We start from the raw sequence: 26,773 nt of genomic DNA, 5'->3' as shown, positions 1-26,773 counted from the left end.
CGTGCCGTCTGTTACTTCCAGGCGCCGTTTTCGGCACCGCGATAAGCCACACGCTCGCGGTAGATGCCGGAAACCACTTCCGCATCACCGGCCAGCAGGGCCTTGGTTGCACAGAGTTCGGCACACATAGGCAGCTTGCCTTCTGCAATACGGTTGGCACCGTATTTCTGACGCTCGGCATCCGAATGGTTTTCTTCAGGACCACCGGCACAGAAGGTACATTTGTCCATCTTGCCACGGGAGCCGAAGGCACCTGATTTCGGGAACTGAGGTGCGCCGAATGGGCAGGCATAGAGGCAGTATCCACAACCGATACAGGTATCTTTGTTGTGCAGCACTATGCCATCTTCGGTGCGGTAGAAGCAGTTGGCAGGACACACGGCCATACAAGGCGCGTCGCTGCAATGCATACAAGCCACAGAGATTGAGGCCTCGCCGGGCTGACCATCTTTGATGGTCACTACACGGCGACGTTGGATACCCCACTCGAGAGCGGAGTCGTTTTCGTTTTTACAAGCGGTGACACAGCCATTACATTCAATGCAGCGCTTGGTATCACACAGAAATTTCATTGTAGCCATAGTGGCAATTCTCCTCGCTTAAGCTGCACTTATGCTTTGACGATCTGACAAAGCGACGCCTTGGTTTCCTGCATCTGAGTCACTGGGTCATAACCATAGGTCAGCGCAGTGTTACAGGATTCACCCAATACGTAAGGCACAGTGCCTTCCGGATAGTTGGGCTCCAGGCTCTCGCCGTGCATGATCCCGGCAAAGTGGTAAGGCATCCAGGTCACACCAGGTTTAACCCTTGGGGTCACCATGGCTTGAACCAGAATTCGGCCGCCTTCGGCGCCTTCCAGCCATACCTTCTCACCGTCACGGATACCGCGGTCGGCAGCATCACCAGGGTTGATCTCAACGAACATCTCCTGCTGCAGCTCGGCCAGCCATGGGTTGGAGCGTGATTCTTCACCACCACCCTCGTATTCCACCAGACGACCGGAAGTCAGTACCAGTGGGTACTTGCCACTGACATCTTTCTCCTGGATAGACTTGTACAGAGTCGGCAGACGATGTACTTGCATGTCGTCATAAGTTGGGTACTTGGCTACCAGATCGCGACGGGCTGTGTACAGCGGCTCGCGGTGTACTGGCACCTGATCAGGGAAGGTCCACACGATACAACGGGCCTTGGCGTTACCGAATGGGATGCAACCGTGCTTGATGGCAACCCGGACAATACCGCCTGAAAGGTCGGTCTTCCAGTTCTTGCCTTCGGCTTCGGCTTTCTCTTCAGCAGTCAGCTCGTCCCACCAGCCCAATTGCTTGAGCAGCTTGTCGGAGAACTCAGGATAACCGTCCTGGATTTCAGCACCTTTGGAAAAGGAGCCTTCGGCCAGCAGGTTCTTGCCTTGATATTCCACACCGTAACGGGCACGGAAGTTACCGCCACCGTCTTTGACGTGCTTGCTTGTGTTATAGAGGATCTGGGTACCTGGATGCTTCATCTCAGGTGTACCCCAACATGGCCAAGGCAGACCATAGGTTTCGCCCTTGCATGGGCCACCTTCGGCTTCCAGAGTCTTGTTGGAGAAAGTGCCCCAGTTCATTGTGTGTTGCTTCAAACGCTCAGGGCTTTGGCCGGACATACCGATAGTCCACATACCGCGGTTGATTTCGCGAGTGATGTCTTCGATCAGAGGCAGACCATTCTCTTTCTTGATACGCTTGGTGTACTGCTCGGCGAAGCCCAGTTTCTGTGCCAGACGATACATGATTTCGATATCTGTCTTGGACTCGAACAGCGGCTCGATAACCTGCTCACGCCATTGGATAGAACGGCCTGAGTTGGAGATGGAACCACGGGTCTCAAACTGAGTCGCGGCAGGCAGCAGGTAGACGCCATCCTTACGACGGTGCATAACACCGGCCATAGTTGGGAATGGGTCAACAACAACGACTGTATCCATCTTGTCCAGTGCATCACGCACGTCACGCTGACGGGTTTCAGTGTTGACAGACTGACCCCAGAAGAAGGCCAGGCGCACGTTGTCTTTCTGTGCCAGCTTCTGCTTGTCTTCCAACACACCGTCGTGCCAACGGGAACAAGGAATACCCGGAGTAGTCATAGGTTCGCGGCCCAGGTAAGTACCCTGGTCGAAGCGGCTCTTCATCCACTCCATATCCAGATCCCATACGTGGGTCCAGTGTTGCCATGCCGCAGAGGTCAGGCCGTAGTAACCTGGCAGGTTATCGAACAGCAGACCCAGGTCGGTAGCGCCCTGTACGTTATCGTGACCACGGAAGATGTTGGTACCACCACCGGAAACACCCATGTTACCCAGAGCCAACTGCAGGATACAGTAAGCACGGGTGTTGGCATTACCTACGTGGTGCTGGGTACCACCCATACACCAAACCACAGTGCCTGGACGGTTATCGGCCATCATCTTGGCGGCCTGGTACAGGTACTCCTCGCTACAGCCAGTGATGTTGGCCACTTCTTTAGGTGGGAACTTCTTGGCTTCTGCACGGATGGTTTCCATCTCGAACACACGTTCTTTGATGAAAGTCTTGTCTTCCCAGCCGTTTTCGAAGATATGCCACAACATACCATAGATAAACGGAATGTCGGTACCCGGACGGATAGAGCAATGCAGATCGGCATGAGCCGCGGTGCGGGAGAAACGTGGATCAACCACGATCAGCTTGGCATTGTTCTTCTCTTTGGCGATCAGAATGTGCTGCATGGAAACAGGGTGTGCTTCTGCAGGGTTGGCACCAATGAAGAAGATGGCGCGGGCATTCTGAATGTCGTTGAAAGAGTTGGTTTGCGCACCATAGCCCCAGGTGTTGGCCACACCGGCTACAGTGGTAGAGTGACAAATACGGGCAGAGTGGTCGACGTTGTTGGTACCCCACATGGCGGCCAGCTTACGATACATGTAGCAGCCTTCGTTGGAGAACTTGGCACTACCCATAAAGTAAACAGAATCCGGACCCGATTCCTGGCGGATCTTCAGCATCTTGTCACCAACTTCGTTGATGGCCTGATCCCAGCTGATACGCTTCCACTTACCGCCTTCAAGCTTCATTGGATACTTGAGACGCTTCTCACCATGGCCGTGCTCGCGCAGTGCAGCACCTTTGGCACAGTGACCACCGGCGTTGAATGGGTGATCGAAGGCAGGCTCCTGACCAGTCCAAACACCGTTTTGTACTTCGGCATACAGACCACAACCTACGGCACAGGCACTACAAATAGTACGCTTGACTTCGATAGGCGCATCATGAGGTACATCTTTGGCTTCGGCACGACGCATCATGCCGGCACCCAGCATAGAGGCGGCAGCGATACCACCGGCAGTAATACCGGCATTCTTCATAAACTGACGACGGCTGATCCCCAGTTTTGGTTTGTCAGCCTTAGGGGCGACATTGGATGTGCGAGTTAACTTCATCGCTTGAGATCTCCTGGATTAGCTACGCAGGCTGTTGTAATAGCTGCGGATATGCGCTGTTTCGTGATAGCCCTTTTTTGCGGACTTCGCTTCAACAGGCTCATTGGCCTGAGCGGCGCTCACCCCTGTAGCAGCAATCGCGGCACCCGCGGCACTGCCTATGGTGATAGCCTTCAGCAGGGATCTGCGGTTCAGATCTGGCTTCTGGTCTTTCATCTTCGCTCCTGATAATTTTCACCCGCGCGGCGGGTGACACGACTCTCTTTTGTGCACTCCAGCCCTTTAACAACTCAAGCTGCACTCATGTACAAAAAAGGTAAAAATTCCGTTACGTATGAATAGAGTCCTTCTATAAGCGTGGGCAATATAAGGCTTTGCAACTGGATGGATTTTGATCTGGGACAGTTTGAATGTAAGCCCCATGGGAGCGGCTGTTCAAAGCGTTAACTGCTTCAAACTTTCAATAAAAGGAAAATAGCGAAAGTATCAGTGACGCGCGGATTTTGAAGTAAACAATGTTAAAAAACAGATCATAAAAAAACACCCCGGCAGGCCGGGGTGTTTGCAGTCTTTAATCAGGTCGGGGCTCAATTATCTCGATATTTGAGCGTACCGTTGGCCTTGATTTCGTCATACCAGACATTGTGATGCTGCATCGCCCAGTTCTCATCACAGTAACCGGACTTCATACACTCCATACCGCCCTCAGACAGTACGGTTGCCATCCAGATATGCACTATGGTGAAGGCGATAATGAGCGTGGCACTGATACCATGCACCAACAACGCCGCCATTGAGGCTTCACGGGGCAAATCCAGGTTGGGCAGCACCATCATGATGCCGGAAATGCTGATAAACAGACCGAAAATGGCCAGGGTCCAGAACCACATCTTCTCACCGGCGTTGGCAAAGCCCGAATCCGGGTGCTTACCCTTGAAGGGGCCGAAGTTGATGTAGCCACCCACCAGCATGAACCACTTGAGGTCATAGCTCTTGAACAGCTGATCCGGCATCCATTTCACCACCAGTACCGCCCAGGAGGCGATAAACAGTGGCCCGACCCAATCGTGGATCGTCTTGGAGCCATAGATCAGTGCCGCCCAAATATCGCCACTGACATAGGGTTGCAGCACATGCTTGCCCAACATGATGTTGAGTCCGGTGAAGATCAGGATAAGACAGCTGATCGCCACTACCCAGTGGATGATCAGGTCCGCCTTACTCCAACGGAACACCAACTTGCCGGAAAAACCGTGGTGCAGCTTGGATGGTCCATTCACCAGGTAAAAGAGCACGAACGCCCCAAACACGCCGACTACGGCAATCGCCATAATGGGTGTCAGGTACTGATTGCGCAGCTCCTTGCCCTGATTACCGGCCACGTTGATCAGCACGCCGGTTTCAACCCCCTTGGCTGTGGTATAGCCGGATTCACCGGATTTTACCGCGCGCCAAAGATCGGCCTCACTGGTTTGCGCCTGCGCCTGTTGCTGGCTCGACTGTTCATCGGCGGCCATGGCTGTGGAAGCAAACCCCAGCCCGGCAACCAATACCAGCAGAGCGAACAGACTGCGCAGTGATTTGATTAACATAGTCACTCCTCGTCAGGGTGGGCCTTAGCCCACCCCCGCTCTGTCTCAGTTGATCTCACCGGTCTTGGGATTGTAGCCCCAAATCACATTGGGGTTACCCCGGGCGGCCATCCGCTCACGATAGATGTTGGATACCACTTCCGCGTCACCGGCCAGCAGTGCCTTGGTGGAGCAAAGCTCGGCACACATAGGCAACTTACCTTCGGCGATACGGTTGGCACCGTACTTCTTACGCTCGGCTTCAGAGAAGTTTTCCTCTGGACCACCGGCACAGAAAGTACACTTATCCATCTTGCCGCGACTGCCGAAGGCGGTCTTTTTCGGGAATTGAGGCGCCCCGAAAGGACAGGCATAGAAGCAGTAGCCACAACCGATACAGGTATCTTTGTTGTGCAGCACTATGCCATCGTCAGTGCGGTAGAAGCAGTCTGCAGGACAAACGGCCATACAAGGCGCGTCGGTACAATGCATACAGGCAACTGAAATGGACGCTTCACCGGGCTGACCATCATTGATGGTCACCACCCGGCGACGCTGGATACCCCACTCGAGCGCGGAGTCGTTTTCATTTTTACAGGCTGTGACGCAACCGTTACACTCGATGCAGCGCTTGGTGTCACATAAGAATTTCATGACTGCCATAATGGCTTATCTCCTCATCAAGTACGGTTAGGCTTTGGTGATCTGGCACAGGCTGGATTTGGTTTCCTGCATCTGTGTCACCACATCATAGCCGTAAGTCAGAACCGTGTTGGCCGATTCACCCTGAACGTAAGGTACAGTACCTTCCGGATAGTTCTTCACCAGGCTCTCGCCTTCGAAGATACCGGCGAAGTGGTACGGCATGAAACATTCACCGTTGATCACCCTTGGCGTTACCATGGCCTTGACCTTGATCTTGGCGCCTTCGGGGCTGTGTACCCAAACATCGTCGCCATCGCGTAGACCGCGGTCGGCTGCATCGCCTGGGCTGATCTCGATAAACATCTCCTGCTGCAACTCGGCCAGCCAGGGGTTGGAACGGGTTTCTTCACCGCCGCCTTCATATTCCACCAGACGACCAGAGGTCAGTGCCAGCGGGAAGTCTTTGGCGAAGTCTTTGTCCTGAATTGACTTGTACAGGGTCGGCAGACGCGCCACCATACGGTCTTCGTAGGTGGGGTACTTGGCGACCAGGTCACGACGAGGCGTGTACAGAGGTTCACGGTGCAACGGAATGTCGTCCGGGAAGTTCCATACGATACAACGAGCCTTGGCGTTACCATAAGGGATACAGCCGTGAGCTATGGCCACACGCTGAATACCACCGGAAATATCGGTTTTCCAGTTTTTGCCTTCGGCGTGTTTCTTCTCTTCTTCGGTCAGGTCATCCCACCAACCCAGCTGCTTGAGCATCTTGTCGGTAAACTCAGGGTAACCATCCTGAATCTCACTGCCTTTGGAGAAGGAACCTTCGGCAAGTATGTTATTGCCATTGTGCTCAACACCGTAACGGGCACGGAAGTTACCACCGCCGTAGCGGACTTCACGGTCGGTACGATAGAGGATTTGGGTACCTGGATGTTTCATCTCAGGCGTGCCCCAACATGGCCATGGCAGACCATAAGTTTCACCCTTGGCTGGGCCGCCGGGTGCTTCGAGGGTATCAAAGTCGAAGGTACCCCAGTTTTCCTGGTGCATCTTCAGACGCTCAGGGCTCTGACCTGTGTAACCTATGGTCCACATACCGCGGTTGAACTCGCGGGTGACATCTTCAACCAGCGGCTCTTCACCGTTGACCTTGATGTGCTTACAGAACTCTTTCTCAACGCCCCATTTCTTGGCCAGCTTGTACATGATCACATGGTCAGGCAGCGACTCGAACAGCGGGTCAATGACCTGAGAACGCCACTGCAGTGAACGGTTGGAAGCTGACACAGAACCATAGGTTTCGAACTGAGTCGCTGCCGGCAGCAGGTAAACGCCATCTTTGCGCTGGTGCATAACACCGGCCATGGTTGGGAATGGGTCAACGACGACCACAGTGTCCATCTTGTTCAGTGCTTCACGCACCTCACGGCCACGGGTTTCGGTGTTGACAGACTGACCCCAGAAGAAGGCCAGACGGATATTGTCTTTCTGGGCAATCTTGTTCTTGTCTTCCAGCACACCGTCGTGCCAGCGGGAACAAGGGATACCGGCTGAAGTCTGTGGCTTCTGGCCCAGATACTCGCCTTGGTCGAAACGGCTGCTGACCCAGGCAGGATCCAGATCCCACACATTGCTCCAGTGCGCCCAGGCGCCGGAAGTCAGACCATAGTAACCAGGCAGGTTATCGAACAGCAGACCAAAGTCAGTGGCGCCCTGTACGTTGTCGTGACCACGGAAGATGTTGGTACCACCACCGGAAACACCCATGTTACCCAGAGCCAACTGCAGGATACAGTAAGCACGGGTATTGGCGTTACCTACGTGGTGCTGAGTACCACCCATACACCAAACGATAGTGCCGGGCTTGTGCTCGGCCATCATCTTGGCGACGCGACGCATCTGAGCTTCACCGACACCGGCAACATGCTCAACCTCGGCAGGGTTGTACTTCTTCACCTCTTCGCGGATACGTTCCATGCCGTACACACGCTGATCGATAAAGCTCTGATCTTCCCAGCCGTTTTCGAAGATATGCCACAGCAGACCGTAGATGAAAGGAATGTCGGTACCGGGACGGATATGCACGTACTCGTCAGACTTGGCTGCAGTACGGGTGAAACGTGGATCAACCACTATGACTTTGGCACCGCGCTCTTTACCTACCAGAATGTGTTGCATCGCCACAGGGTGAGCTTCACTGGGGTTGGAGCCGATAAACAGCATGCACTTGGCATTGTGCATATCGTTGAAGGAGTTGGTTTGCGCACCATAGCCCCAGGTGTTGGCCACACCGGCTACAGTGGTAGAGTGACAAATACGCGCCGAGTGGTCGACGTTGTTGGTGCCCCACATGGCTGCGAGTTTGCGGTACAGGTAAGACTGTTCGTTGGAGAACTTGGCACTACCCATGAAGTACACAGAGTCAGGGCCGGATTCTTCGCGGATCTTCAGCATCTTGTCGCCGACTTCATTGATAGCCTGCTCCCAGCTGAGACGCTTCCACTTACCGCCTTCGAGTTTCATTGGATACTTGAGACGTTTCTCACCATGGCCGTGCTCACGCAGTGACGCGCCCTTGGCACAGTGACCACCACGGTTGAATGGATGGTCCACGGCAGGCTCCTGCCCGGTCCAAACACCGTTTTGCACTTCGGCGTAGATACCACAACCTACTGAGCAGTGAGAGCAGATAGTACGCTTCACTTCAGTGGGTGCATCGTGAGGAACATCTTTGGCCTCGGCTTTACGCATCATTCCTGCGCCCAGCATAGATGCTGCGGCAATCCCACCGGTAGCCAAACCGGCAGACTTAAGGAACTGACGACGATTCAGACCCAGAGCGGGCTTTTCAGCCACCGCGACCTGGTCTGTTTTGCGGGTTAATCGCATCACACACTCTCCTTATCGTTATTTGTTACGCAGTGAGGCGTAATAATTGCGCACATGGTCAGTCTCACGGTAGCCCTCACCCTTTGGCACTTCTGGTGCTTCAGGCTTGGCCGCCAAGGCTTGACCACTGACAGTCGCAACCGCGCCTGCCGCACTGCCGATCGCCAATGCCTTGAGCAGTTGACGACGACCCATGTCGGAAGCTTGCTTCTTCATAGTGTCTCCTCGTGTTGAAGGTAGACGGGGGAAACTCCCCCGCATGCTTTAGCCCGTGTTGCCACGGGCAAATTCTCAGGCCAACTCGCTGGCCTTGGGCTGGATCTGTACCGCCGGGGTTTCCACCACGGGCGTGCTCAGCACCAGCTGTTCAAACTCATTGATTTCGGTTTCAAAGAAGGCCCGGCCGAGTTGTGCCACCACGGCGTAAAACGCGGCGGAGGGACAACGGGACAAGGTATCGAAGAAACGTATGATCCAGCTGCCGATATGGCGGCGGTAGAAGGCCAGTTGCTGATGGGCCGGAGCTTCCAGCAGCAATACGCTCATCACCTCGCACAGGGCGGCAACATGATCTTCCGGCTCCTTGACGTTTTCTTCGCGCTCGAAGCCCAGCTGCATCAGATCCTGACGCAGCAAAGCCAAGGGCTTGTCCATCAGCGAACCTGTCATAAACCAGCTGCCATAGGGCAGGATTTCCCCCGAGCCCACGCCGAGGAAGATGTTGAAATACTCATCTTCCAACTGATTACTGTCGAACTGGACGGCCGCCAACTTGAGCGCCAACCAGGCCTTGGTCATATCACTGTCGTCATTGGCGTCGACTTCGAGGTCGCCAAGAAAACTCAGCAATTCCGGGCTGGGGTGGCGTCTCAGCAGCGCCGCCAGCAGCTGATAGATATCTGCTCTAAGCTGATCGTTTTCTGATACTTCTCTTACTGTTTCGGTCATAGCGGATCTCTTATCTCAGTTGCTTTTCCGGATCCTGGAGTATGTCTTCAAACATATCCTTAACCCGGCAATCACCACACATCTTCAAACGCTCAATGTTGGCGCTGAAGGCGCTGTGGTTTCCGACCATATCCAGCATCCGGTGCACCATAGACTGGGTCGCGAACGGCGCTCCACAACGAATACATTCGAACGGAGCTTCTTCTTTCAGGATCCGGCGCTGCTGCCGTGCAGCCTTATCCAGATTGACCTGAGGAGTCAGGCTGATCACCTTCTCCGGACAGGCGGCCTCACACAGACCACACTGCACACAATCCTGCTCGACAAAATACAGTGCCGGAGTGTCGCCACCGTCGGTCAGCGCCTGGGTAGGACAGGTCGCGACACAAGACATACACAGGGTGCACTTGTCGGCATTGATATTCACCAAGCCATAAGGAACATTGCCCATGGCCAGTTGGGTATCAACATTAGCAGCCTGCTCATTGAGGTGATCGATAGCGGCATACAGCTGGGTGCGCTTGTTACCCTCAGTGATCGCCGCAGGCACTATCACAGGCCAGTCCAGACTTACATCCAGTATAGGCCAGAGATTGGCAAGCTCGGCTTCGTCGATAACCCGAATCCTTTGTGGCTGCCCCATCTCATCCAAAATGGCATTGGCCAATCCCAGTTCACCCTTGAGCATCTGAGCCAGAGTCGGTGCTGTGGCACTGGTGTTGAGGATCAACACCTGGCGCGCACCCCAGGCCAAAGAAGCCATCCAGTGATCCATGCTGGCAACCGTGACTTCTTCAAGTGCTACCGGCAGAACCTCGCCCGGCAACTCTTCGTTGATCAGGGCGCCGCCCTGTCCCATGTCATGGAACAGCACCACAGGCGCGGTTTGGGCCTGCTCGCGGAAGCGGGAAATCAACTTGTTCAGGTATGAATGCAGCGCCTGAGGGGTTGGCTGGTCATAGGCAATGGCCCCGGTTGGACAGGCATTGGTACAGCTGCCGGCGCCGTGGCACAGATAGGGGTCTATCTCAATCTGCTTGGCCACGCTCTTGATAGCATCGGCCGGACAGAAGTTGAGGCAGCGGTTACAACCATTATTGCCGTTGCGATTATGGGCACAGAGATCGGCGTTGACCTTGACATAGCGCGGCTTGTCAAACTGGCCGATCATCTGGGGCAACTCTTGCAAGGCTTCGGCCAGTTTTTGCGGGTCCTGACCCACATAAAAATAGCCGGGTGGCAGCATTTCCAGCTGAATTTGCGGCTCGCGGCTCAGGTCAAGGATCAGATCAAAATGCGGCTTGCGCAGTGCAACCACACTGAGCTCGGCGGCGCCATTGTCATGTTCGACACTCACCTGGAATTGACCGAGGAAGCCTTTGATACCAATCAGCTTGTTGTAGTAGCTCTCGACATCTTCGGCGGCAGCCATTACGGCTTCGAGATGGGCCTCTTCCTGGCTGGTGATCGGCTCGTTGGCCAAGATCACTCTACCGGCCATGGCAGACAGTTTGTCTGCCGCCAGCCGAGCCAGATCCTCGGGGCCTATTACCAGGACATTCCCCTCTGTGGTGTAACTTACGGTCGGCGGGATCAGGTTTTGCAGAATCTGAGTCTGCTGGCTGACCTCACGACGCACCTGCCGCAGCGCTTGCTGGGCGGGATTATTGCTCACACTATTGTTCACTTTGCGTTCCTGAACAGTTTATGGCGGTGGCCGTATTCTTTATCTTGCTGCTTTTATTATTGATTTACAGCTTGCTATAGCCTGAACACAGCAATTCACATACCAAAATTATGGGCATTAAAGGCTGTTAAACTGACGTCAAACAACCGGCTTATGAGTTTCGGCCACTGCATCTGTGGCATTTTGGGCCTCTGCAGTCACATCCCCGTCCAAATTGTCCGTTGGCGACTGTGGCGCAGATTGTTCGGCCAACTGTGGCGTGTCGGCCTCGGCATCCCCTAGGGAAGCATCGGTTTCGGCCAGGGCTTCCTCAGCCTCTTCCGGCTCCTCTTTTTCCAGTACGTGACGGAAAACTTTCTTGGCCAATTCAGCCGAAGCTTCAGCGGTTAGCTTGGGTTGATTGCTGTAATCGAGTGCGTACTCGAGTAAGCCGTCGATTTCATTGAAGTGAGGTTGTTTCCAAAGGGTACGCAGTGCGGCGGTCTTGACTGCCGGGTCGACATTCTTGGCCATAAAGCTGGCGAAACTACCGCCAACCTCGATACCGCTGGGGTCGGGCAAGTCTTCGGCAGTCAACAGTTTTTCTTCCTGCAACTCAGTCTCAGGCTGAGTTTCGAGCACAGCCTGAGTTTCCGGCTCTGCCTCTGCAACAACTTCCGCTTCTTGCAGCGGTTCATCGATAGGGGTTTCACCGTCCAGAACTTGCTGCTTACGCAGTGCCCAGCGGCTGAGGAATCCACTCTTTTCGGCCATCAGTGCCTCCGAATGTTGTCTTCGGCCAATTCCTTGCGGCGGTTAACATGTTTACGTCTGTGGGCGGTGATTTCCACTTCACCGTGGCGGGTAATGAAGGCTTCAATCCAGCAGGCAATCGCCTCCGGCATCGGCATGTTCAGTACCGGGGTATCCCCTTCGAGACAACCGGCTGCGACATTTTGGTCGGCGGAGATGGCGGCTGGGATCCAGTTGCCCTCGACATCTTCGTCGCAAACTATGTAAAGCATGGGATTGTCCATATCCAGATTAAGGCGGTAACTGGCACGCTCATCACGAAACAACTCCAGCAGGACCAGCTTGGCTCCCGGAGGCGCCTCATGGGTGGCGGGCACGATTTGGTCCAGCTCCCAGCTGATGGATGTCCAACGACCGACCTGTTTCTCCACTTTTTTCAGTGAAACGTACATGGGCCATACGCTTTCGGAATGTTGCATACTGACTCTCCCTCCCGATGGGATTATTTTCGGGCATAAGTAAGATCCCCAAGACTTTGCAATTTTAGTGCCAGTTGCCATTTGAGAAATAAGTTTGAACTTGATCATCTATTTAAGGCTAAAAATAGGACATTTTGTCCAATATGCAATCTGGTTTGGGACATTCATGACCTGAGTGCCGCCGGCGCTTGCTGCGGATCACGCATTTTGCAGCCTGAATCCTGTGACGGTATAAATATTGCTATGCTGTGGCCCATGCTCTCTGTGAAGGTTCGATAATGACCAGTGCCAAACCCCAATTGATCAAGACCAATACCCAGGTGCCTTTGACCATTGCCGTGACTGCGGTCGATGAAAATGGCCAACTGCAGGAGAAGTATGTTGCCTGTGAAAGACCACTGACGGTTTACCTCAACTGGCGACCGATAGTCACCCTGATGACCTTGGGTGCAAGAGCCGAGGCCCTGGCACTGGGTTACCTGAAGAATCAAGGCTTTATCAATGATGTATCGCAACTGGAATCTGTGATTGTCGACTGGGACGTGGCTTCCGCTGCCGTGATCACCCGTGAGCAGACTGAGAATCTGGACGCCAAGCTGGCCGACAAGACAGTTACCACAGGCTGTGGCCAGGGCACTGTCTTCGGCGGCTTTATGGAAGGATTGGACGACATAGTCCTGCCGCAACCGAAACTGAAGCAGAGCATGCTCTACTCCCTGTTGAAAAACATCAGTGAATACAACCAAACCTACAAGAATGCCGGCGCAGTTCACGGCTGTGGCCTGTGTGAAGCGGATAAGATAAAGTCCTTTGTCGAAGATGTTGGCCGCCACAATGCGGTGGATACCCTGGCCGGTGAGATGTGGCTGGAGCAGGACAGAGGCGACAACAAGATTTTTTACACCACGGGGCGGCTCACATCCGAGATGGTTATCAAGGTCGCCAAGATGGGGATCCCTGTGCTCTTGTCCCGCAGTGGTGTCACCCAAATGGGCCTGGAACTGGCACAAAAGCTGGGGATCACCATGGTCGCCCGCGCCAAGGGACGCCATTTCCTGGTGTACAATGGTGCCGACAATATCGAGTTTGATGCCAGCAATCCACGCTGATACCCAAGATACCAAGGAGATGTGATGACGGAGCCCAGCGAACTTGTCTATATGAGCGCCAAGCAGGTGGCCGAGTATCTGGACCTCAACGAAAAGAAGGTCTATGCCATGGCCAACGAGCGTATGCTGCCGGCGACCAAAATCACAGGTAAATGGCTGTTTCCAAAAATATTAATCGACCGTTGGATCATGGACTCCTGCCACAGTGGCATGTTAACCGACCGACTGTTGATCACCGGCAGTGATGACCCCTTGCTGTCGATGCAGGTGGCCAGATTGATGGCCCAGGTAGGCAGTCGAGAACTGATCAGCTACAGTGCCACAGGTTCCCGCCTGGGGCTGGAGCTCTTGTCCAAGGGCTACGCCGATGTCTGTACCTTGCATTGGGGCAGTTTAGAGGAGCGCAATATCCGTCATACGGCGTTGCTGAAGGGGTATCCCAACCACCAGCAATGGATCATGGTTCACGGCTATAACCGCCAGCAGGGGCTAATTGTGCGGCCGGATATGCACCACAGGTGTCAGGAAGAAAGCAAGGTACTGCAACTCTCCTGGCGTTGGGTTACCCGCCAAGGCGGCGCCGGCAGCCAGCAACATCTGGAACATTGGCTGTTGAAACAGGGCGCCAAGCTTGAGCAGCTCAACTCAGTACTCACCGCCTTCAGTGAGCGGGAGTTGGCCGGTTATATTGCCCGAGGCGATGCCGATATAGGTTTCGGCTGTCAGGCTGTCGCCATGGAAAGCGGCCTGAGCTTTGTGCCCTTGGTGACTGAGTCTTTCGACTTCGTCATGCCACAGGGGATCTACTTCCGCCGCCAGTTGCAGCAGCTGTTCAAGATGCTCGGCGGCAGCCACACCCGGCAGATGGCCGCCCTGCTCGGCGGCTATGACCTCACCGACTGTGGTCAGTTGCTTTGGAGTCCGGAGTAACTCGGATTTTCAATCCACTTTGAGGCCTGCCAGCGGCGGGCCTCAAGCCTTGAACTTCCACCATTGGCGTCTGGCGGCGGCATCAAAGAAACTCCAGGCCAATACCCGGGTCTGCTTATTGCCCTGCTGCATCTCCAGTATCTTGACTTCTTTGGTGCCAAGTTGCTTTAACGCCTGCTGACAAGGTTTGAGGTTGTCACCCTTGGACACCAGCGAAGAAAACCACAGCACTTGTCCGCCATAGTCGCGGCTTTCGTGAATCATCCGCAGCAGGAACCCCAGCTCACCACCATCGCACCAAAGCTCGGCCTGACAACCGCCGAAGTTCAGCTTGTGCTCCTGACGCTGATGTTGTTCACCGCGACTTGCCGCCAAATTGCGCTGTTTGCGTTCACTGCCGCTAAGGGCATCGGCAGCCGAGCCATGAAACGGCGGGTTACAGAGGCTGAAATCAAAACACTCTCCCGCCTGCAAAAGACCATGAAATATCTGTTCCGGTTCGGGCTGTAGCCGCAGTTCAATGGCGCTGACCAACTTGGGGTTGTGCTGTAAAACGCCGGCGACATTATCCAGCGCCACGGGGTTGATATCGGCCCCGACAAACTGCCAGCCATAGACACTTGAGCCAAGCAAGGGGTAGACGCCGTTGGCTCCCGTGCCTATATCCAGGCCGCGAATACGCCGGCCTTGGGGAATTTTACCGCCTTCGGCCAGCAGGTCGGCGATATGATGCAGATAGTCCACCCGCCCGGGGATGGGCGGGCACAGATAGCCCTCGGGCAACTGCCAACCCTGGATATGATAATGGTGCTGCAACAAGGCGGCATTGAGGGCCAAGACAGCTTCCGGCTCGGCAAAGGGAATCGAAACCTGGCCATAGTCTGTGGTGATAAGGTGAGGCGCAAGCGCAGGATAACTGGCGGCCAGGGCGGTAAAATCATAGCCCTGGCGGTGCAGGTTGCGCGGATGGAGGCCCTTGTCCTTGGCTTTTCCGCCCGTTTTAACCGAGGTTTTGCCGGCCGTCGTCTCTTGGGTCTTTTTCTTTACTCTTGTCCTAACCTTTATCTCGGCCCTGGCCTTGCCTTTCGAGGCGTTGAGCCGATGCTTTTTTACCTCAGTCATACAGGTATTTGGTAAACAGCAGATTCACCACCAGCGCCCGACCGGTTTCCTGCTCCAGCAAACGATTGACTGTGTCGTAACACTCACGGCGGATCTCTTCTCTGCCGGTAAGCGACTTGACCCTGTCCTCGGGTTGGTTACCGAGAATCTCCACTATCGCGGCCCGCAGCAGGGGATCATGGTGTTGCAAGGCCACCAGGTCCTGGGGATCTTTCACCATCAGCTCAACACTGATGCGCACAAACCCCAACTTCTTGCGGTTGGAGATATAGTTGGTCACTATTTCAGGCTCGAAGCCATAGTAAGCATAAGTATCTTCGGCGGGCTTTTCATCGGCCGCCATCACAGGCTGCAACATGCCTGCCAGCATAAAAAACAACAGTGTCAAAACGCGTTTCATATTGAGTATCAAGCTCCCGTGACTTGTGCCGACGCCCCTTGCGATCTATCTGCCTGTGGGCAAGCGTGATAGACTCCCGGGTTGTAATATTGTACCGGGTATCCGATGAGTGTGACCAGTTTAAGCTTTCCTTATGGTGAATCAATTCAGTGGTTTTCGCCAGAGCAATCACAGCAACTTCCCGCAGCGCCATTGCACGATTGGCTGCTGGCGACCGGCAGTCTCACCAAGAGACTCAAGAGTTGCTGCAACCACTTTGAGGTCAAACTGCTCGGCGAAGCCATGCTGCCCTCATCCACTCGGGAGTGGCAGGGTAAGGAACATAAAGCCATCTGGATCAGGGAAGTATTGCTCTGCCTGGACGGTACTCCCTGGGTCTTTGGCCGCACCCTGATCCCGGCAAAGCTGCTGGAGCAACAGCAGAGACTGGGCAAGTTGGGCACCCGCCCCCTGGGAGAGTTGTTGTTCGGCGATATCGGCTTTGAACCCGGCGCCATAGAGGTCGCCAGTTTCGACAGCCAATCCAGGATTGCCTCCCTCGCCGACTCACTGTCACAACCCACCACTGAGGCAATATGGGGCAGAAGACGTTATTTTCACTTCCATGAGCAACAGCTGATTGTCGGTGAAATTTTCCTGCCGGCGGCGGTTGCCGCCATTAACCAAGGGCCACTAACCCCCTAATCAAACAAAGCCTTTGCTGAACTCCCCAAAACATAAGGGACGCCAAGGCGTCCCTTATTCTGTCAACGCCTGCGCCGCCAGGCGATCAGTGCCAGCCCCAATAGGCTCAGGCCACCGAGACTGCCACCACCGCCGGAACTGCTTTGTGTCGTATTAGGCACAACCGGGTTGGAGACCACCAAGGTACGACTATTACTGCTCTGATTATTCTGTGAGTCAGTCACAACCAAGCGCACACTGTAGCTGCCCGCCGCACTGTAGGTATGCGAGGGAGAAGCGAGAGTGCTGCTCTGGCCATCACCAAAGTCCCACTGATAACTGAGTTCTCCGCTACCACCGCGGCTGAGGTTATTGAACTGCACGGTTAAACCTGTACCACTGATATCGAACAGCGCCGACAGAGGAATGCTGACCGTCAGTTGCAAGCTGGTCACGGTCTGCCGGTTATTGGCGTCTGTCACCGTCAGTGTGACTGTGTAGGTGCCGGACTCACTGTAGCTGTATTGAGGCGTCGCTTGGGTACTGCCAACGCCGCCGACACCAAAGTCCCACTGATAAGTGTAAGGTGCAGTACCGCCACTGAGATTGGCGCTGAAACTGACATCGCCACCTTCCTGCTGGGCCGAAATGCTGGCGCTGAGTTCTGTGCCGTTGCTGTCGCCGCGTTTACTCACCAACAGCTGCGCCTGACTGCTGTCTTGCTCCTGGGTCAGCAGCTGCACCATAAGACCCAGCTTGGGCAGCACCAGGCCAGCCTGAGGCTTGAGTGGTGCACTATAGTCATCACTGTCATCAAACAGACTATTGTTGCCAAGATGGGTATCACCGAAGAAAGCCGACTGTGGATAGAGACTGAAGCTGGCATCACGGACCTGCACCTCAGAGTCCCGGTTACCTATCAGGTTTTGATCCGCATCTACCACCCCAATGAGGCCGTATCCAGGATGCTCGGCCACCTTGTTATCGCTGTAGGCCAAGTTTTCGTACCAAACCAAGAGCCCCGGCTCATAGCTATCCTGCTGCAGTCCGGCATCAACGCCCTGATAGTTGCGCAGTTGCAGCAGATAACGCCGCGGCGCGCCTGGGCGAGTATCGTCGGTGCGAACAAAACCGGAAAGCACCACAGTCTCCAGAGCCGTCTCGGCATCATCGCTATAGACCAGATTGCCGTCACTCTCGAGACGTATATCGTCGACAGCAAAGCCATAGCCACCGACCGCCTCATCGGTACGATACACCAGGCTTATCTGCTTGCTCATACCGGCATAGGCGCTGAGATCAAAGCTTATCTCTTGCCAGCCCTGTTCCCCCTCACCACCGGACAAGGCCGCCGAGTCACCACTGATAATATTGGCGGCATTGTTGATGCTGTTGCTGCTCTTGGTATGGCTTCCCGCCAATGGCACCCCATCCACCAGCAGCTGCACATAGTCGTAGTCCTGCTCTATTTGCCAATGGGCCTTCATCTTCAGGGTCAAACTGGTACTCATGGGTAGTTGCAACTCGAACGACAATGCATTGTTGAGCTGATCGCCCTGATTCGAATAGTACTGGTATTGCCCCTGATAGGCAGGGGTGAAGGCGATGGAATCGGACGGCAGCTTGATGGCCAACTGGTTTACGCCACTGCTATTGGCATGCTCCAGCGTCACTTGAGTACCGTTGCTATCCAGCGCCTGATAATCCAGGGATTGTTCGTTGACCCAGCGGCCCTTGTATCTGTCCTGCAGGAATGAGCGGGCATAGGGGCTGAAACCACTTGGCTGCGAGCCTCTCGGAGAACCTGCCCAGCTGCCGCCGGACATCAGAGACCAGAGGCCCACAGGCGAGCCATCGCTGGCTTCGGTACTGGTGTCATACTCATCCGGTAAACCGAGGTCGTGACCAAACTCATGGGTACAGACACCGGTTCCGGCATCCAGCGGCTGAATGGTGTAACCGAACAGACGCATATTGCTGCCCGGGATAGCCTGACCATATTGACCTGGCGCCGAGGGAACAAAGAATCTGTGTGACCAGATGGCATCATCACCGAGCACGCCGCCACCGGCCTCTTCACCTATGCTGGAATGGAAGATCATCACATGATCCAAAATCCCATCGGGTTCATCCAGGTTGCCGTCGCCGTCAATATCATAAGGATCTTCAATATCATACTGCGCCAGCTCATCGGCGCTCATGGTAGCAACTGCAGCCGCGACCGCCTCTTCCACCAATTCGGTGGCAGCCTTGTCGTCATTGTTATTATTCGGGTCGTTGGCACCATAGTAGGCGGCATTCTGGCTGGCTCTGAACCAACCTTTCACATCACCGTTGAAGAAAAAGCTCTGGCCGGAAACCGCTTGATAGTACTGATAGGCTGAGGGCAGTGTTTGCCCCTGGGGCCCAGGGAAACCTGCATCGGAAAACAACAGACCACGGTAATGGGCTACCGAGTAGTTGGCGTAATACATCTCGGTATCGCCTGGACTCAGGCGATTGTTGTTATAGGGCAAGTCGGGAAAATCCACCAGCACGGCCAACACCTTGACCCGCTTGGTTACATCGGTATCGGCCACCCGCGACTGTGCCCGCATTAACTTGCTTTGACGCAGGCTATTACTTCGTGCCTGTTGCAGCAGTTGCTGTTCTCTGGCCTTGAGCACTTGTGCGGCCTTGCTGCCTGCACCAGTAGATTTGGCCGTATAGGCCGCCAGCGCCTGCTGCCGTTCCTCTTCAGAGGCCTCGGCATCAAGTTCACCGCGTTTCACCAGCCAATAGAGGATCTGCTCTTTATTGATCACTCCGGGATCCGCCGGAGCCGTAGCGGCTAAAACATTCGTTGCCCCAAATAGACAAGATGCCCCCAAGGCCAGGGCCAGTAACGACTTCAAACTCATGACTTGGGCTCCTTAATACACTTTTCAAACTTCTGATTGCGCTGCTGGATATACTCAGAGAGCTTGGCTTCGGCCTCTTGCTCACTCATTTGCGGAGTGATGATGTTGCGCTCTATCAGACTGGCTTTAATTTTAGCCCGATTTACTACAGGTGCCCCACTGCCACAGGGCAACAAAGGTTTAACCTCTCGGTTTCCTTCCTGAACGACATCGGTTCCCGTGCCGTCCCCGGCCTGACAGGCACCCAGAAACAAACAGATAGCAAGAGTTGATGGCAGTCGCACCGGTCGCACCTTATCGTTAACAGAGATAGTACAGAAGATTAACAGCAGCACATGAGATTGCACAGCAGAAAGTCGCGACCAATTCGCCTCATTCAGGGATTATTCAGCCTCAGACAACAAACCTTCGCTATAAAGCAACAACAAGACCGAAGCTGACCAGCTGAAGTTGGTGCAATGCAGTCCTTCACCACTGAGCGGATGGTAATTTTCCCGTATCGGCAGATCCCGGCTATCGGCGGCAGTGGCCGCCAGCAAACGCCGCGACATTGCACTTGCCTGTTGCCGGTAACCGTAATGCTGCAACCCCTTGATGGCAAAGAAGGCCTGATCCAGCCATACCGGCCCGCGCCAATATCTGTCGGGGGCAAACTCTGGGCTGTCGCGGCTCACGGTCGGAAACGGCACCTGGGTGCCGAAGCTTTCTGGCCTAAGTTGCCGCTTTACCAGCGCTTCGGCCTGCTCAGGCGAAGCGACACTGGCCCACAGCGGGATCCAACCTTCAGTGCCCTTATTGTCGCTGAGCAATCGCCGCTTGCCCTCGGCATCGAAGCGTACATCATAGAAGAAACCGCTGGCAGGGTCGTAAAACGTCTGCCGAATCGCTTGTCCCAGTCGCTGGGCCTGTTGCCGCAGTTGCATTGCTTCGGCTTCCCGCCCCAACAGACTGGCCATTTGCGCCAGATACTGCTTATCGGCATAGAGAAATGCATTGAGATCGACACTCTCCTGATTGAGTGAGTAGCCGAGCAAACGCCCCTTGGCGTCGCGATTTTCCAGTACTTTCAAGCTGTTATCGGCATCGAATCTGGGCGCATTGTCCATCCCGGACTCCCAGGCTGCCGCCTGAATGATGGCATCACGATTAAGCGCCCCGGGCTCACCGTGCAGCGGATGCAAATTGGCGCCATATTCCGCCAGGCCATTGCCGTCATGATCCCGGTTGCGATACCACCAGGCATGCAGGGCCATCAGTCTTGGGTAAAGCTCGGCGACAAATGCCTTGTCACCGTCCTGAAGGTAGATCTCCCATACGGCCCAGGCCGCTAACGGCGGTTTGCCATTCCGCTCATTCCAGTTGCCGCCGTCACCGCCGCGGGCCGCATCTTGGTTGTAAAACACCGCATCCGGCATGCTGCCGGCATCCTGGGGCCTGACGGGATCCTGCTCATCAAATTGATAGTCAAACATCGCCCGCACATTGGACTTGGCAAGCCAGGGCTCGACTCGCGCCAAGGCCACCGCCTGTTTCCAGCTATCCCAGGCCCAGAGACCATTGAACCATTGGTAGGTGACCGAAGGCGTTACCCCGTGGTGACGCAGGGCCCCGGCCGGGCTGCGCCAGTTATGTGTTAGGGTGCTGATGGCCCTGGCAGCCATGCGCTTTTGTCCCAAGTCGCCATCGGCTAACTTGGCCAGACGCCAACCCCAGCGACTATGGTTGCGCTCGGCGCTCTGCAACAACTTAGGCCACTGCAGCGGCTTTGCCTCAGCTGCGGTGTGAAAATATTGCTGGGCACTGAGAAAACTGCGTCGCTCAGAGGGGGCCAGGTTCAGCACTTCAGAACTGGCTCGGTACCCCCGAGCCCCCCGCTCTTCCAGGAAGGTGGGTTCACGGAAGCTTATGCGGAATTTGGCATCATCGAGCAGCAGCGACCAGGTTTTTCTCAGTGGCCGAAACTGCCACTCCAGTTGATTGGTCGCAAATTGTCTGCCGGCAATCCAGGGCTTGCCTACCGCCTTGTCGAAGGGCTCTCCCTGCCACTGCAATTGCCACTGACCGGCTTGGGAGCCGGTATTTTCCAGCACAGTCTCAATCAGTGAGCTGCGCTCATCGGCAAAATAGAGCCTGGTGCTGAGGCTGAGATCTTTCCAGCGATATTCCTGATACAGGCCATCCGGGCGACTGAACAGGCGTCTCTCCGCTTCGGCAAAATTCTTCGCCTGCCCTGTGCTCAACTCCAATACACTGAGGTGCTGCAAGCTGGGCGCCAGATGTAGGCTGTATTCCTGGGCGATGATCAAGGGGCCGGTGAAGCTGCCATAAAATGCAGGATCATCAGGCAGATGGTATCCATGCCAGGCGCCCATATCCATGTAGACAGCGGGGATCTTCAGATTCCCGGCGACATCCCGCTCCTGTGCTTGTTGCGGCGTGCCTTGATAGGGCAAGAGATTGTCATAATCTCCGGCGGCCAGACTCAAAGCACAGATCAGGGCACAACTAAGCACTTCTACCTCGACTCAACAAAACGGTTAACAACTCAGGGATTCAAATATCGGGAGACGCCATCGAGGAACATCTGCACCGAAATCATCACCAGCACCATACCCATCAAGCGCTCGACCGCCGTGAGCCCCTTGTCACCCAACACCCGGGTAAATAGCTTATAGAACATCAGGATAACCACACTGGCGCCCCAAGCCGCTACCAAGGCTATGGTCCAGTCCGTCATACGGCTGCTATCCGTATGGGCCAGCAGTATCAGCGCCGCCAGAATCGAAGGGCCCGCCATCAAGGGAATCGCCATCGGCACAATGAAAGGCTCTTCACCGGCGGCCAGGCCCACCACCCCACCGGGTTGGGGGAAGATCATCCTGATGGCTATCAGGAACAGGATAATGCCACCGGCAATACTGACCGATTCTGACTTGAGATTGAGGAAATTCAGGATGGCTTCACCGGCGTAAAGAAACAACAGCATGATCAACAAGGCAAAAATCAGCTCTCTGATCAGCACTCGGCGGCGTTTCTTGGGCTCTATATGACGCAATATAGAGGCAAAGATAGGCAAGTTGCCCAAGGGATCCATAATGAGAAACAGCATTACGGCAGCCGACAGAGTATCCATAAATATCCATTCACCAACAAAACAACATAGAGTCGACTATTGTATAACTTTTTGGTCACCGGCAGTGGACTTTTATCCTTGGTCTCGGGTGGAAAATCCTTCAAGGTAAATTCCAGGTAACGGCACTGCTCATTTGCGCAGCTGCTGGTATACTATGGCGTTCTCTAAACTTCAGCCGTGAAATTCATGCTCTATCTCGTCGCCAGTTGTATCGCCCTGCTCCTGGGTCCACTGTTTTATCGCTACTTCTCTTCAGGAAGCGGTTTGCAGAAGGGTCTGGACGGCTTTATTTTTGTTTCCCTCGGCGGCCTGGTACTGATCCATATCCTGCCGGAACTGCTGGAACACGGCGGCATACTGGCGATCATCTTCGTGATCCTCGGCCTTTGGGGCCCGAGTGCCAGCGAGAAGTTGTTTCATCGCTATTCAGAGATCACCCATAACCTGACCCTCACGCTGGGGATCGGCGGCTTGTTGCTGCACACCATCACAGATGGTGGCGCCATGGTGCTGGCGCAACAGGAAGGCAACTCCAGCCTGTTGGCACTTGGGGTAATCATGCACAGGCTGCCAGTGGGCCTGGCGATTTGGTGGTTACTCAAACCCCAGGTCGGCACTCGTTGGGCCAGCCTGGTTTTGTTGGCCATGATGGCGCTGACTTCTGTGGGCTACTTCGCCGGTGAGCAGCTGCTCAGCCATCTGAGCCTGGATAATACCGTTTACCTGCAAGCCTTTGTCACAGGTTCTATTTTGCATGTGGTGCTGCATCAGCCCCATGGCCATGGGCAGCAAACCCCTAGCAGCAAATATGAATACCATGCCGGCATAGGCAGCCTGCTGGGGATAGGCCTGCTGGCATTGCTGCTGATGATGGATTCCGGCGGCCACCAACACGCTCATCATGACCACAGCACAGATCAACTGCTGCACTGGCTGTTGTTACTGGCCCCGGTATTGCTGGCAGCCTATGCCCTGGCCAGCATACGTTTTGCCGCGGGGCTGTCTCCCACTCAAGCCTCGCTACCGGGGCGCTGGCTGCAGCGTCTCGCCGGCCCTGAAGCCTTGTTGCTGACCTTGGTACTGCTGGGCTGGCAGTTTGCCCTGCTGCAAGCACTCGCTCTTGTCGCGTTGGGACTGTTTTTGAGCCGTGCCCACGTCGAATTGACCGATCCCCACGCCAAGGTGCCGCAGTCGGCCTGGCATTTCGGTTTCACCCATCTGGTGGATAGAAGCGCGCCCTGGATCTTGCTCAGTCTGATCCTCGCCAATCTGATAGGCCATCCGTCAGTGCCGCTGTCGCATCCGGTGGCGCAAGTGCTGGTGCTGGCCTTGCTGTTTCTGCCGCTGCGTTTCTGTAATCTGGGCGCCGCCGTGTTGGCTATGTCGCTGGCCTACAGCGGCTGGAGCCCCTTGGCGGTAGCCTTGACCCTGATAGCCGCACCTGTGCTTAACCTGTCACAACTCAAGTTGATGAGCTGGAGCCAACGGCTCGGTATGTTGTTGCTGTTACTCATTTTGCTTAGCGGCATTGCCTGGTGGCAACCACAGTGGCGTGAGCTGGGCGATCTGCCGAAAGAGATAAGCTACCCGGCGCTGACGCTGCTGTGTCTGCTCTACTCCAGCAGCTTGCTGCGTCAGGGGCCACGCAAGTTTTTGCGGGGAATGTGGCTGGCCAAAGGCCACAGCCATGACCATGGCTCGGGACAACACAATGACTCAGGCCATAACCATGGTTCACATAGCCACGGTTCGAGCAGCCATGACTCACACGGCCATGCTCACCATAATGGCCATGAGCATCAAGACAAAGGCTCTCACTGATTTAACCCTGTCAATTGGCGCTTTTGTTGGCTAACTTGTGGGATAAGCCCGCATTTAGACTAGGCATAAGGACAGCCCATGTGCATTCTGTTTCTGGCGCTGGATCAGCACCCGGATTATCCGCTGATCCTCTGCGCCAACCGCGATGAGTTTCATCACAGGCCCACGGCCCCGGCACACTTTTGGCCACCACAGCAGCAACTGCTGGCGGGTAAGGATCTGCAGGCAGGGGGTACCTGGCTTGGCTGTAATCGCCTGGGAATGATGGCCGGCCTCACCAATATCCGTCAGCCGATCACTCAGCCGGATGGTATGCGCAGCCGCGGGGAGTTGGTACTCAAGGCGCTCGATAGTCAAACGCCAATAGAGCCGCAATGGCTCAGCGAGCACAGCGACAACTATAATCCTTTCAATCTGGTTTTCGGCCAGGGCAAGCACTTTTGGTGTTATCACAGCCTGGATAAGTCATTGCGCCGCTTGAACAGGGGCTTTCACGCCATCAGCAATGGTGCCTTGGATGATATCTGGCCCAAGATGGCCCGCGGCGAGCAGGCATTGGAGCGATTGATAAGCCAATCGGCCAAGCCGGATATAGATAAGCTGCTGGCAATAATGCGTGATGAGACCCCGGCGCCGGACACCAGCCTGCCAAACACAGGTGTCAGCCTGGAATGGGAGCGGCGCCTGTCGTCCATCTATATTCGCCATCCGGAATACGGCACCCGGGCCACCAGCCTGATATTCCTCTCCCGCGAGGGTCAGCTGAACTTTTACGAAGCCAGGTATGATGGCAAAGGGCGGCAATTGGGGTTGGAGCAGTTCAGTTTTGTGCTGACAAACGCGGAGCCACTATGCTGATGGCGCCGCGGATCTGCCCCGGCTGATAACCTCTGGCGCTGTCATTCGGGTAGTGCTTATCCAATGCAGTTTTGACCTCGGGCGCCAATTGGCTACCATGGCAGGTGAGGCAAAGCGGTGCTACGCCCTGGGCCTTCATAAAACGCAGCTGTGACTCAGTCTGGGTAACCTGGCTCAGAGTCTGCGGGTCTTCACCGGCTGCGGCCCGCTGATCAAATGACAGCAAAACCTGTCGCTGCCAAGCCTCCGGCTCGGCCGCCGGATTACGGGGTTTCAGACTGACACGTTTCACCTGCCAACCACTCTCGACCGAGAGCTGGCGGGCAATTTCCGGCGCCTTATGGGAACAAACCTCGATGGCTGCCACCGGGCCACCTTCGGCCAGAGCTTGCTGCAGTTGCGGCTTGAGTGTTTGGGCAAAGCGCTTGGCCAGCGCGGCAGCCTCGGTTTTAAATTCTGCCGTTGCCGGCTCGGCTATGGCTTGATTCACCAAGGCGAAAGCCAGCAAGGCGATAAGTGTAGGTTTCAACATAGGGCGCTCCATTAGATTTTTTTAATGGAAAGATATTAGATAAATCTAATTCCCTATGCAAGTCATGATGAGTGATCGTGAGTGATTACCCATTGGTCGTCTTTCTTCTCCAGCAACAGGGTAAAGACCCCGGATGGACTATCCTTTTGCCTGAGCAAGACCCAACGACCGGCCACCAAGGCGGAATAGTTACTCAACATCTGCACATCCTTGAGCTCTAGCTTGAGCTGGCCCATAGTCGCGCGATCCGGATAGCTGCGCTTATAGGCGGCCAGCATCTTGTCCCAGCCATATCTGAACTCGCCTTTGGAGACAAATCTCAGCTTGGGATCGTGCCAGTAGCCCAACATATAGGCATTGATGTCGCCTTGATTCCAGGCTTGTTGCTGACGATTAAGCAACTCGGTAATTTCATCTGTCGGTACCGCTTTGGCCGGGGCGATCGCAAGCAGCAGTACAGACAGGAGCCCAAAGATTAATTTTTTCATACTCCCTCCTTTGCACCTCCCTGAACAAGACCCGGAAACTGTGTCGCCACAATCACTGGGCTTCTATGTATGATACTAACCTATCTGTTTGGGAAGTGCTTCTTGCAAAGGACCAGGGCCATTTGCTGCGAACCATGCCTTGCATCCAGTCCTGTAAGCCGACGCAGAGCACATATGAGATTCGTTCGCATCTTACCTTGTACGATAGGGACAGATCTGGGTAAATCATCGTCTTGGTATGATGTGGACGGCCAGGCTGTGTTCAGGAAGAAGAACCCAGGCTTGCACAAACGGGATAATGCTGAAATCATGTTTTCCCTCGGCCACTGCTTAAGTGAAGGTTTATGTTAAGTCAATGAAAGTCTTCGCCAAGCACAGGACTGACGTCTCCCTGACC

Annotated in this window: 24 protein-coding genes; 5 read left to right on the top strand and 19 right to left on the bottom strand. The window is 55.0% G+C overall.

Annotated features, from left to right (window positions below; all coding sequences use genetic code 11):
- Window positions 1-11: 11 nt before the first annotated feature.
- The 11 genes from fdh3B (E1N14_RS00790) to E1N14_RS00740 all read right to left on the bottom strand — a co-directional run bounded on the left by fdh3B (E1N14_RS00790) (window position 12) and on the right by E1N14_RS00740 (window position 12,420).
- Entirely contained in the window at window positions 12-581 is a 570-nt protein-coding gene (fdh3B, locus tag E1N14_RS00790; RefSeq protein ID WP_025010615.1) for a formate dehydrogenase FDH3 subunit beta, read from the bottom strand.
- A gap of 29 nt (window positions 582-610) precedes the next feature.
- On the bottom strand, window positions 611-3,463 hold the full coding sequence (locus E1N14_RS00785; RefSeq protein WP_025889567.1) for a molybdopterin-dependent oxidoreductase: 2,853 nt from the start codon (window positions 3,461-3,463) through the stop codon (window positions 611-613).
- An 18-nt stretch (window positions 3,464-3,481) separates the two neighbouring features.
- Window positions 3,482-3,679: a twin-arginine translocation signal domain-containing protein gene (locus tag E1N14_RS00780; RefSeq protein WP_025010614.1), complete on the bottom strand. Its 198-nt coding sequence runs from the start codon at window positions 3,677-3,679 to the stop codon at window positions 3,482-3,484.
- 371 nt (window positions 3,680-4,050) lie between these two features.
- Entirely contained in the window at window positions 4,051-5,055 is a 1,005-nt protein-coding gene (locus E1N14_RS00775; protein ID WP_045283914.1) for a formate dehydrogenase subunit gamma, read from the bottom strand.
- A gap of 45 nt (window positions 5,056-5,100) precedes the next feature.
- Complete coding sequence (fdh3B, locus tag E1N14_RS00770; protein ID WP_025010613.1) at window positions 5,101-5,697, bottom strand: formate dehydrogenase FDH3 subunit beta; 597 nt, start codon at window positions 5,695-5,697, stop codon at window positions 5,101-5,103.
- Window positions 5,698-5,724: 27 nt separating this feature from the next.
- Window positions 5,725-8,574: a molybdopterin-dependent oxidoreductase gene (locus tag E1N14_RS00765; RefSeq protein WP_044733399.1), complete on the bottom strand. Its 2,850-nt coding sequence runs from the start codon at window positions 8,572-8,574 to the stop codon at window positions 5,725-5,727.
- Window positions 8,575-8,592: 18 nt separating this feature from the next.
- Window positions 8,593-8,790, bottom strand: a complete 198-nt coding sequence (locus E1N14_RS00760; RefSeq protein ID WP_025010612.1) for a twin-arginine translocation signal domain-containing protein — start codon at window positions 8,788-8,790, stop codon at window positions 8,593-8,595.
- A gap of 75 nt (window positions 8,791-8,865) precedes the next feature.
- The gene (locus E1N14_RS00755) at window positions 8,866-9,522 is read right to left on the bottom strand and encodes a TorD/DmsD family molecular chaperone (RefSeq protein ID WP_025889566.1); all 657 of its coding nucleotides are present in this window, start codon (window positions 9,520-9,522) and stop codon (window positions 8,866-8,868) included.
- A 10-nt stretch (window positions 9,523-9,532) separates the two neighbouring features.
- Window positions 9,533-11,197 carry a 4Fe-4S binding protein gene (locus E1N14_RS00750; protein WP_025010611.1) on the bottom strand — a complete coding sequence of 555 codons (1,665 nt, stop codon included), beginning with the start codon at window positions 11,195-11,197 and terminating at the stop codon, window positions 9,533-9,535.
- A 150-nt stretch (window positions 11,198-11,347) separates the two neighbouring features.
- Complete coding sequence (locus tag E1N14_RS00745; protein ID WP_025010610.1) at window positions 11,348-11,962, bottom strand: DUF3306 domain-containing protein; 615 nt, start codon at window positions 11,960-11,962, stop codon at window positions 11,348-11,350.
- Window positions 11,962-12,420, bottom strand: coding sequence for a DUF3305 domain-containing protein (locus E1N14_RS00740; RefSeq protein ID WP_025010609.1), 459 nt, complete (start codon window positions 12,418-12,420; stop codon window positions 11,962-11,964). The genes E1N14_RS00745 and E1N14_RS00740 overlap by 1 nt, the downstream gene beginning before the upstream one ends.
- A 278-nt stretch (window positions 12,421-12,698) precedes the next feature.
- Between E1N14_RS00740 and E1N14_RS00735 the strand changes: the two genes are divergently transcribed.
- Both E1N14_RS00735 and E1N14_RS00730 read left to right on the top strand, forming a co-directional pair.
- Window positions 12,699-13,529: a formate dehydrogenase accessory sulfurtransferase FdhD gene (locus tag E1N14_RS00735; RefSeq protein ID WP_025889561.1), complete on the top strand. Its 831-nt coding sequence runs from the start codon at window positions 12,699-12,701 to the stop codon at window positions 13,527-13,529.
- A 24-nt stretch (window positions 13,530-13,553) separates the two neighbouring features.
- Complete coding sequence (locus E1N14_RS00730; protein WP_025010607.1) at window positions 13,554-14,459, top strand: helix-turn-helix transcriptional regulator; 906 nt, start codon at window positions 13,554-13,556, stop codon at window positions 14,457-14,459.
- Window positions 14,460-14,501: 42 nt separating this feature from the next.
- Here the strand turns inward: E1N14_RS00730 and rlmF are convergent, their stop codons facing one another.
- The gene (gene rlmF / locus E1N14_RS00725) at window positions 14,502-15,581 is read right to left on the bottom strand and encodes a 23S rRNA (adenine(1618)-N(6))-methyltransferase RlmF (protein ID WP_025010606.1); all 1,080 of its coding nucleotides are present in this window, start codon (window positions 15,579-15,581) and stop codon (window positions 14,502-14,504) included.
- The gene (locus E1N14_RS00720; RefSeq protein ID WP_025010605.1) at window positions 15,574-15,981 is read right to left on the bottom strand and encodes a flagellar basal body-associated protein FliL; all 408 of its coding nucleotides are present in this window, start codon (window positions 15,979-15,981) and stop codon (window positions 15,574-15,576) included. Before E1N14_RS00720 ends, rlmF begins: the two co-directional genes overlap by 8 nt.
- Window positions 15,982-16,086: 105 nt before the next feature.
- Here E1N14_RS00720 and E1N14_RS00715 point away from each other — a divergent pair, with 105 nt between their 5' ends.
- Window positions 16,087-16,665 (top strand): chorismate--pyruvate lyase family protein, encoded by a 579-nt coding sequence (locus E1N14_RS00715; protein WP_025010604.1) that lies wholly within the window; start codon window positions 16,087-16,089, stop codon window positions 16,663-16,665.
- A 62-nt stretch (window positions 16,666-16,727) separates the two neighbouring features.
- Here E1N14_RS00715 and E1N14_RS00710 read toward each other — a convergent pair whose 3' ends face one another.
- The 4 genes from E1N14_RS00710 to E1N14_RS00695 form a co-directional block, all read right to left on the bottom strand.
- Window positions 16,728-19,544: an immune inhibitor A domain-containing protein gene (locus E1N14_RS00710; protein WP_062793503.1), complete on the bottom strand. Its 2,817-nt coding sequence runs from the start codon at window positions 19,542-19,544 to the stop codon at window positions 16,728-16,730.
- Window positions 19,541-19,828 carry a hypothetical protein gene (locus tag E1N14_RS00705; RefSeq protein ID WP_025010603.1) on the bottom strand — a complete coding sequence of 96 codons (288 nt, stop codon included), beginning with the start codon at window positions 19,826-19,828 and terminating at the stop codon, window positions 19,541-19,543. The genes E1N14_RS00710 and E1N14_RS00705 overlap by 4 nt, the downstream gene beginning before the upstream one ends.
- Window positions 19,829-19,927: 99 nt before the next feature.
- Window positions 19,928-22,057: an MGH1-like glycoside hydrolase domain-containing protein gene (locus E1N14_RS00700; protein ID WP_025010602.1), complete on the bottom strand. Its 2,130-nt coding sequence runs from the start codon at window positions 22,055-22,057 to the stop codon at window positions 19,928-19,930.
- A gap of 32 nt (window positions 22,058-22,089) precedes the next feature.
- Window positions 22,090-22,677, bottom strand: a complete 588-nt coding sequence (locus E1N14_RS00695) for a YhgN family NAAT transporter (protein WP_062793504.1) — start codon at window positions 22,675-22,677, stop codon at window positions 22,090-22,092.
- 186 nt (window positions 22,678-22,863) lie between these two features.
- Between E1N14_RS00695 and E1N14_RS00690 the strand changes: the two genes are divergently transcribed.
- Together E1N14_RS00690 and E1N14_RS00685 are read left to right on the top strand one after the other, a co-directional pair.
- Window positions 22,864-24,498, top strand: a complete 1,635-nt coding sequence (locus E1N14_RS00690) for a ZIP family metal transporter (RefSeq protein ID WP_025010601.1) — start codon at window positions 22,864-22,866, stop codon at window positions 24,496-24,498.
- Between the two features lie 78 nt (window positions 24,499-24,576).
- Window positions 24,577-25,356 (top strand): NRDE family protein, encoded by a 780-nt coding sequence (locus tag E1N14_RS00685; protein ID WP_025010600.1) that lies wholly within the window; start codon window positions 24,577-24,579, stop codon window positions 25,354-25,356.
- On the opposite strand, the gene E1N14_RS00680 is transcribed toward E1N14_RS00685, so the two are convergent.
- Window positions 25,319-25,888: a Tll0287-like domain-containing protein gene (locus tag E1N14_RS00680; protein ID WP_025010599.1), complete on the bottom strand. Its 570-nt coding sequence runs from the start codon at window positions 25,886-25,888 to the stop codon at window positions 25,319-25,321. The two genes, E1N14_RS00685 and E1N14_RS00680, sit on opposite strands and share 38 nt — an antisense overlap.
- A gap of 62 nt (window positions 25,889-25,950) precedes the next feature.
- Window positions 25,951-26,376 carry a YybH family protein gene (locus tag E1N14_RS00675; RefSeq protein ID WP_025010598.1) on the bottom strand — a complete coding sequence of 142 codons (426 nt, stop codon included), beginning with the start codon at window positions 26,374-26,376 and terminating at the stop codon, window positions 25,951-25,953.
- Window positions 26,377-26,773 lie beyond the last annotated feature (397 nt).

The sequence above is a fragment of the Shewanella algae genome (assembly GCF_009183365.2).
Lineage (GTDB): Bacteria > Pseudomonadota > Gammaproteobacteria > Enterobacterales > Shewanellaceae > Shewanella > Shewanella algae.
This window is presented reverse-complemented; position numbering and strand designations above follow the sequence as displayed.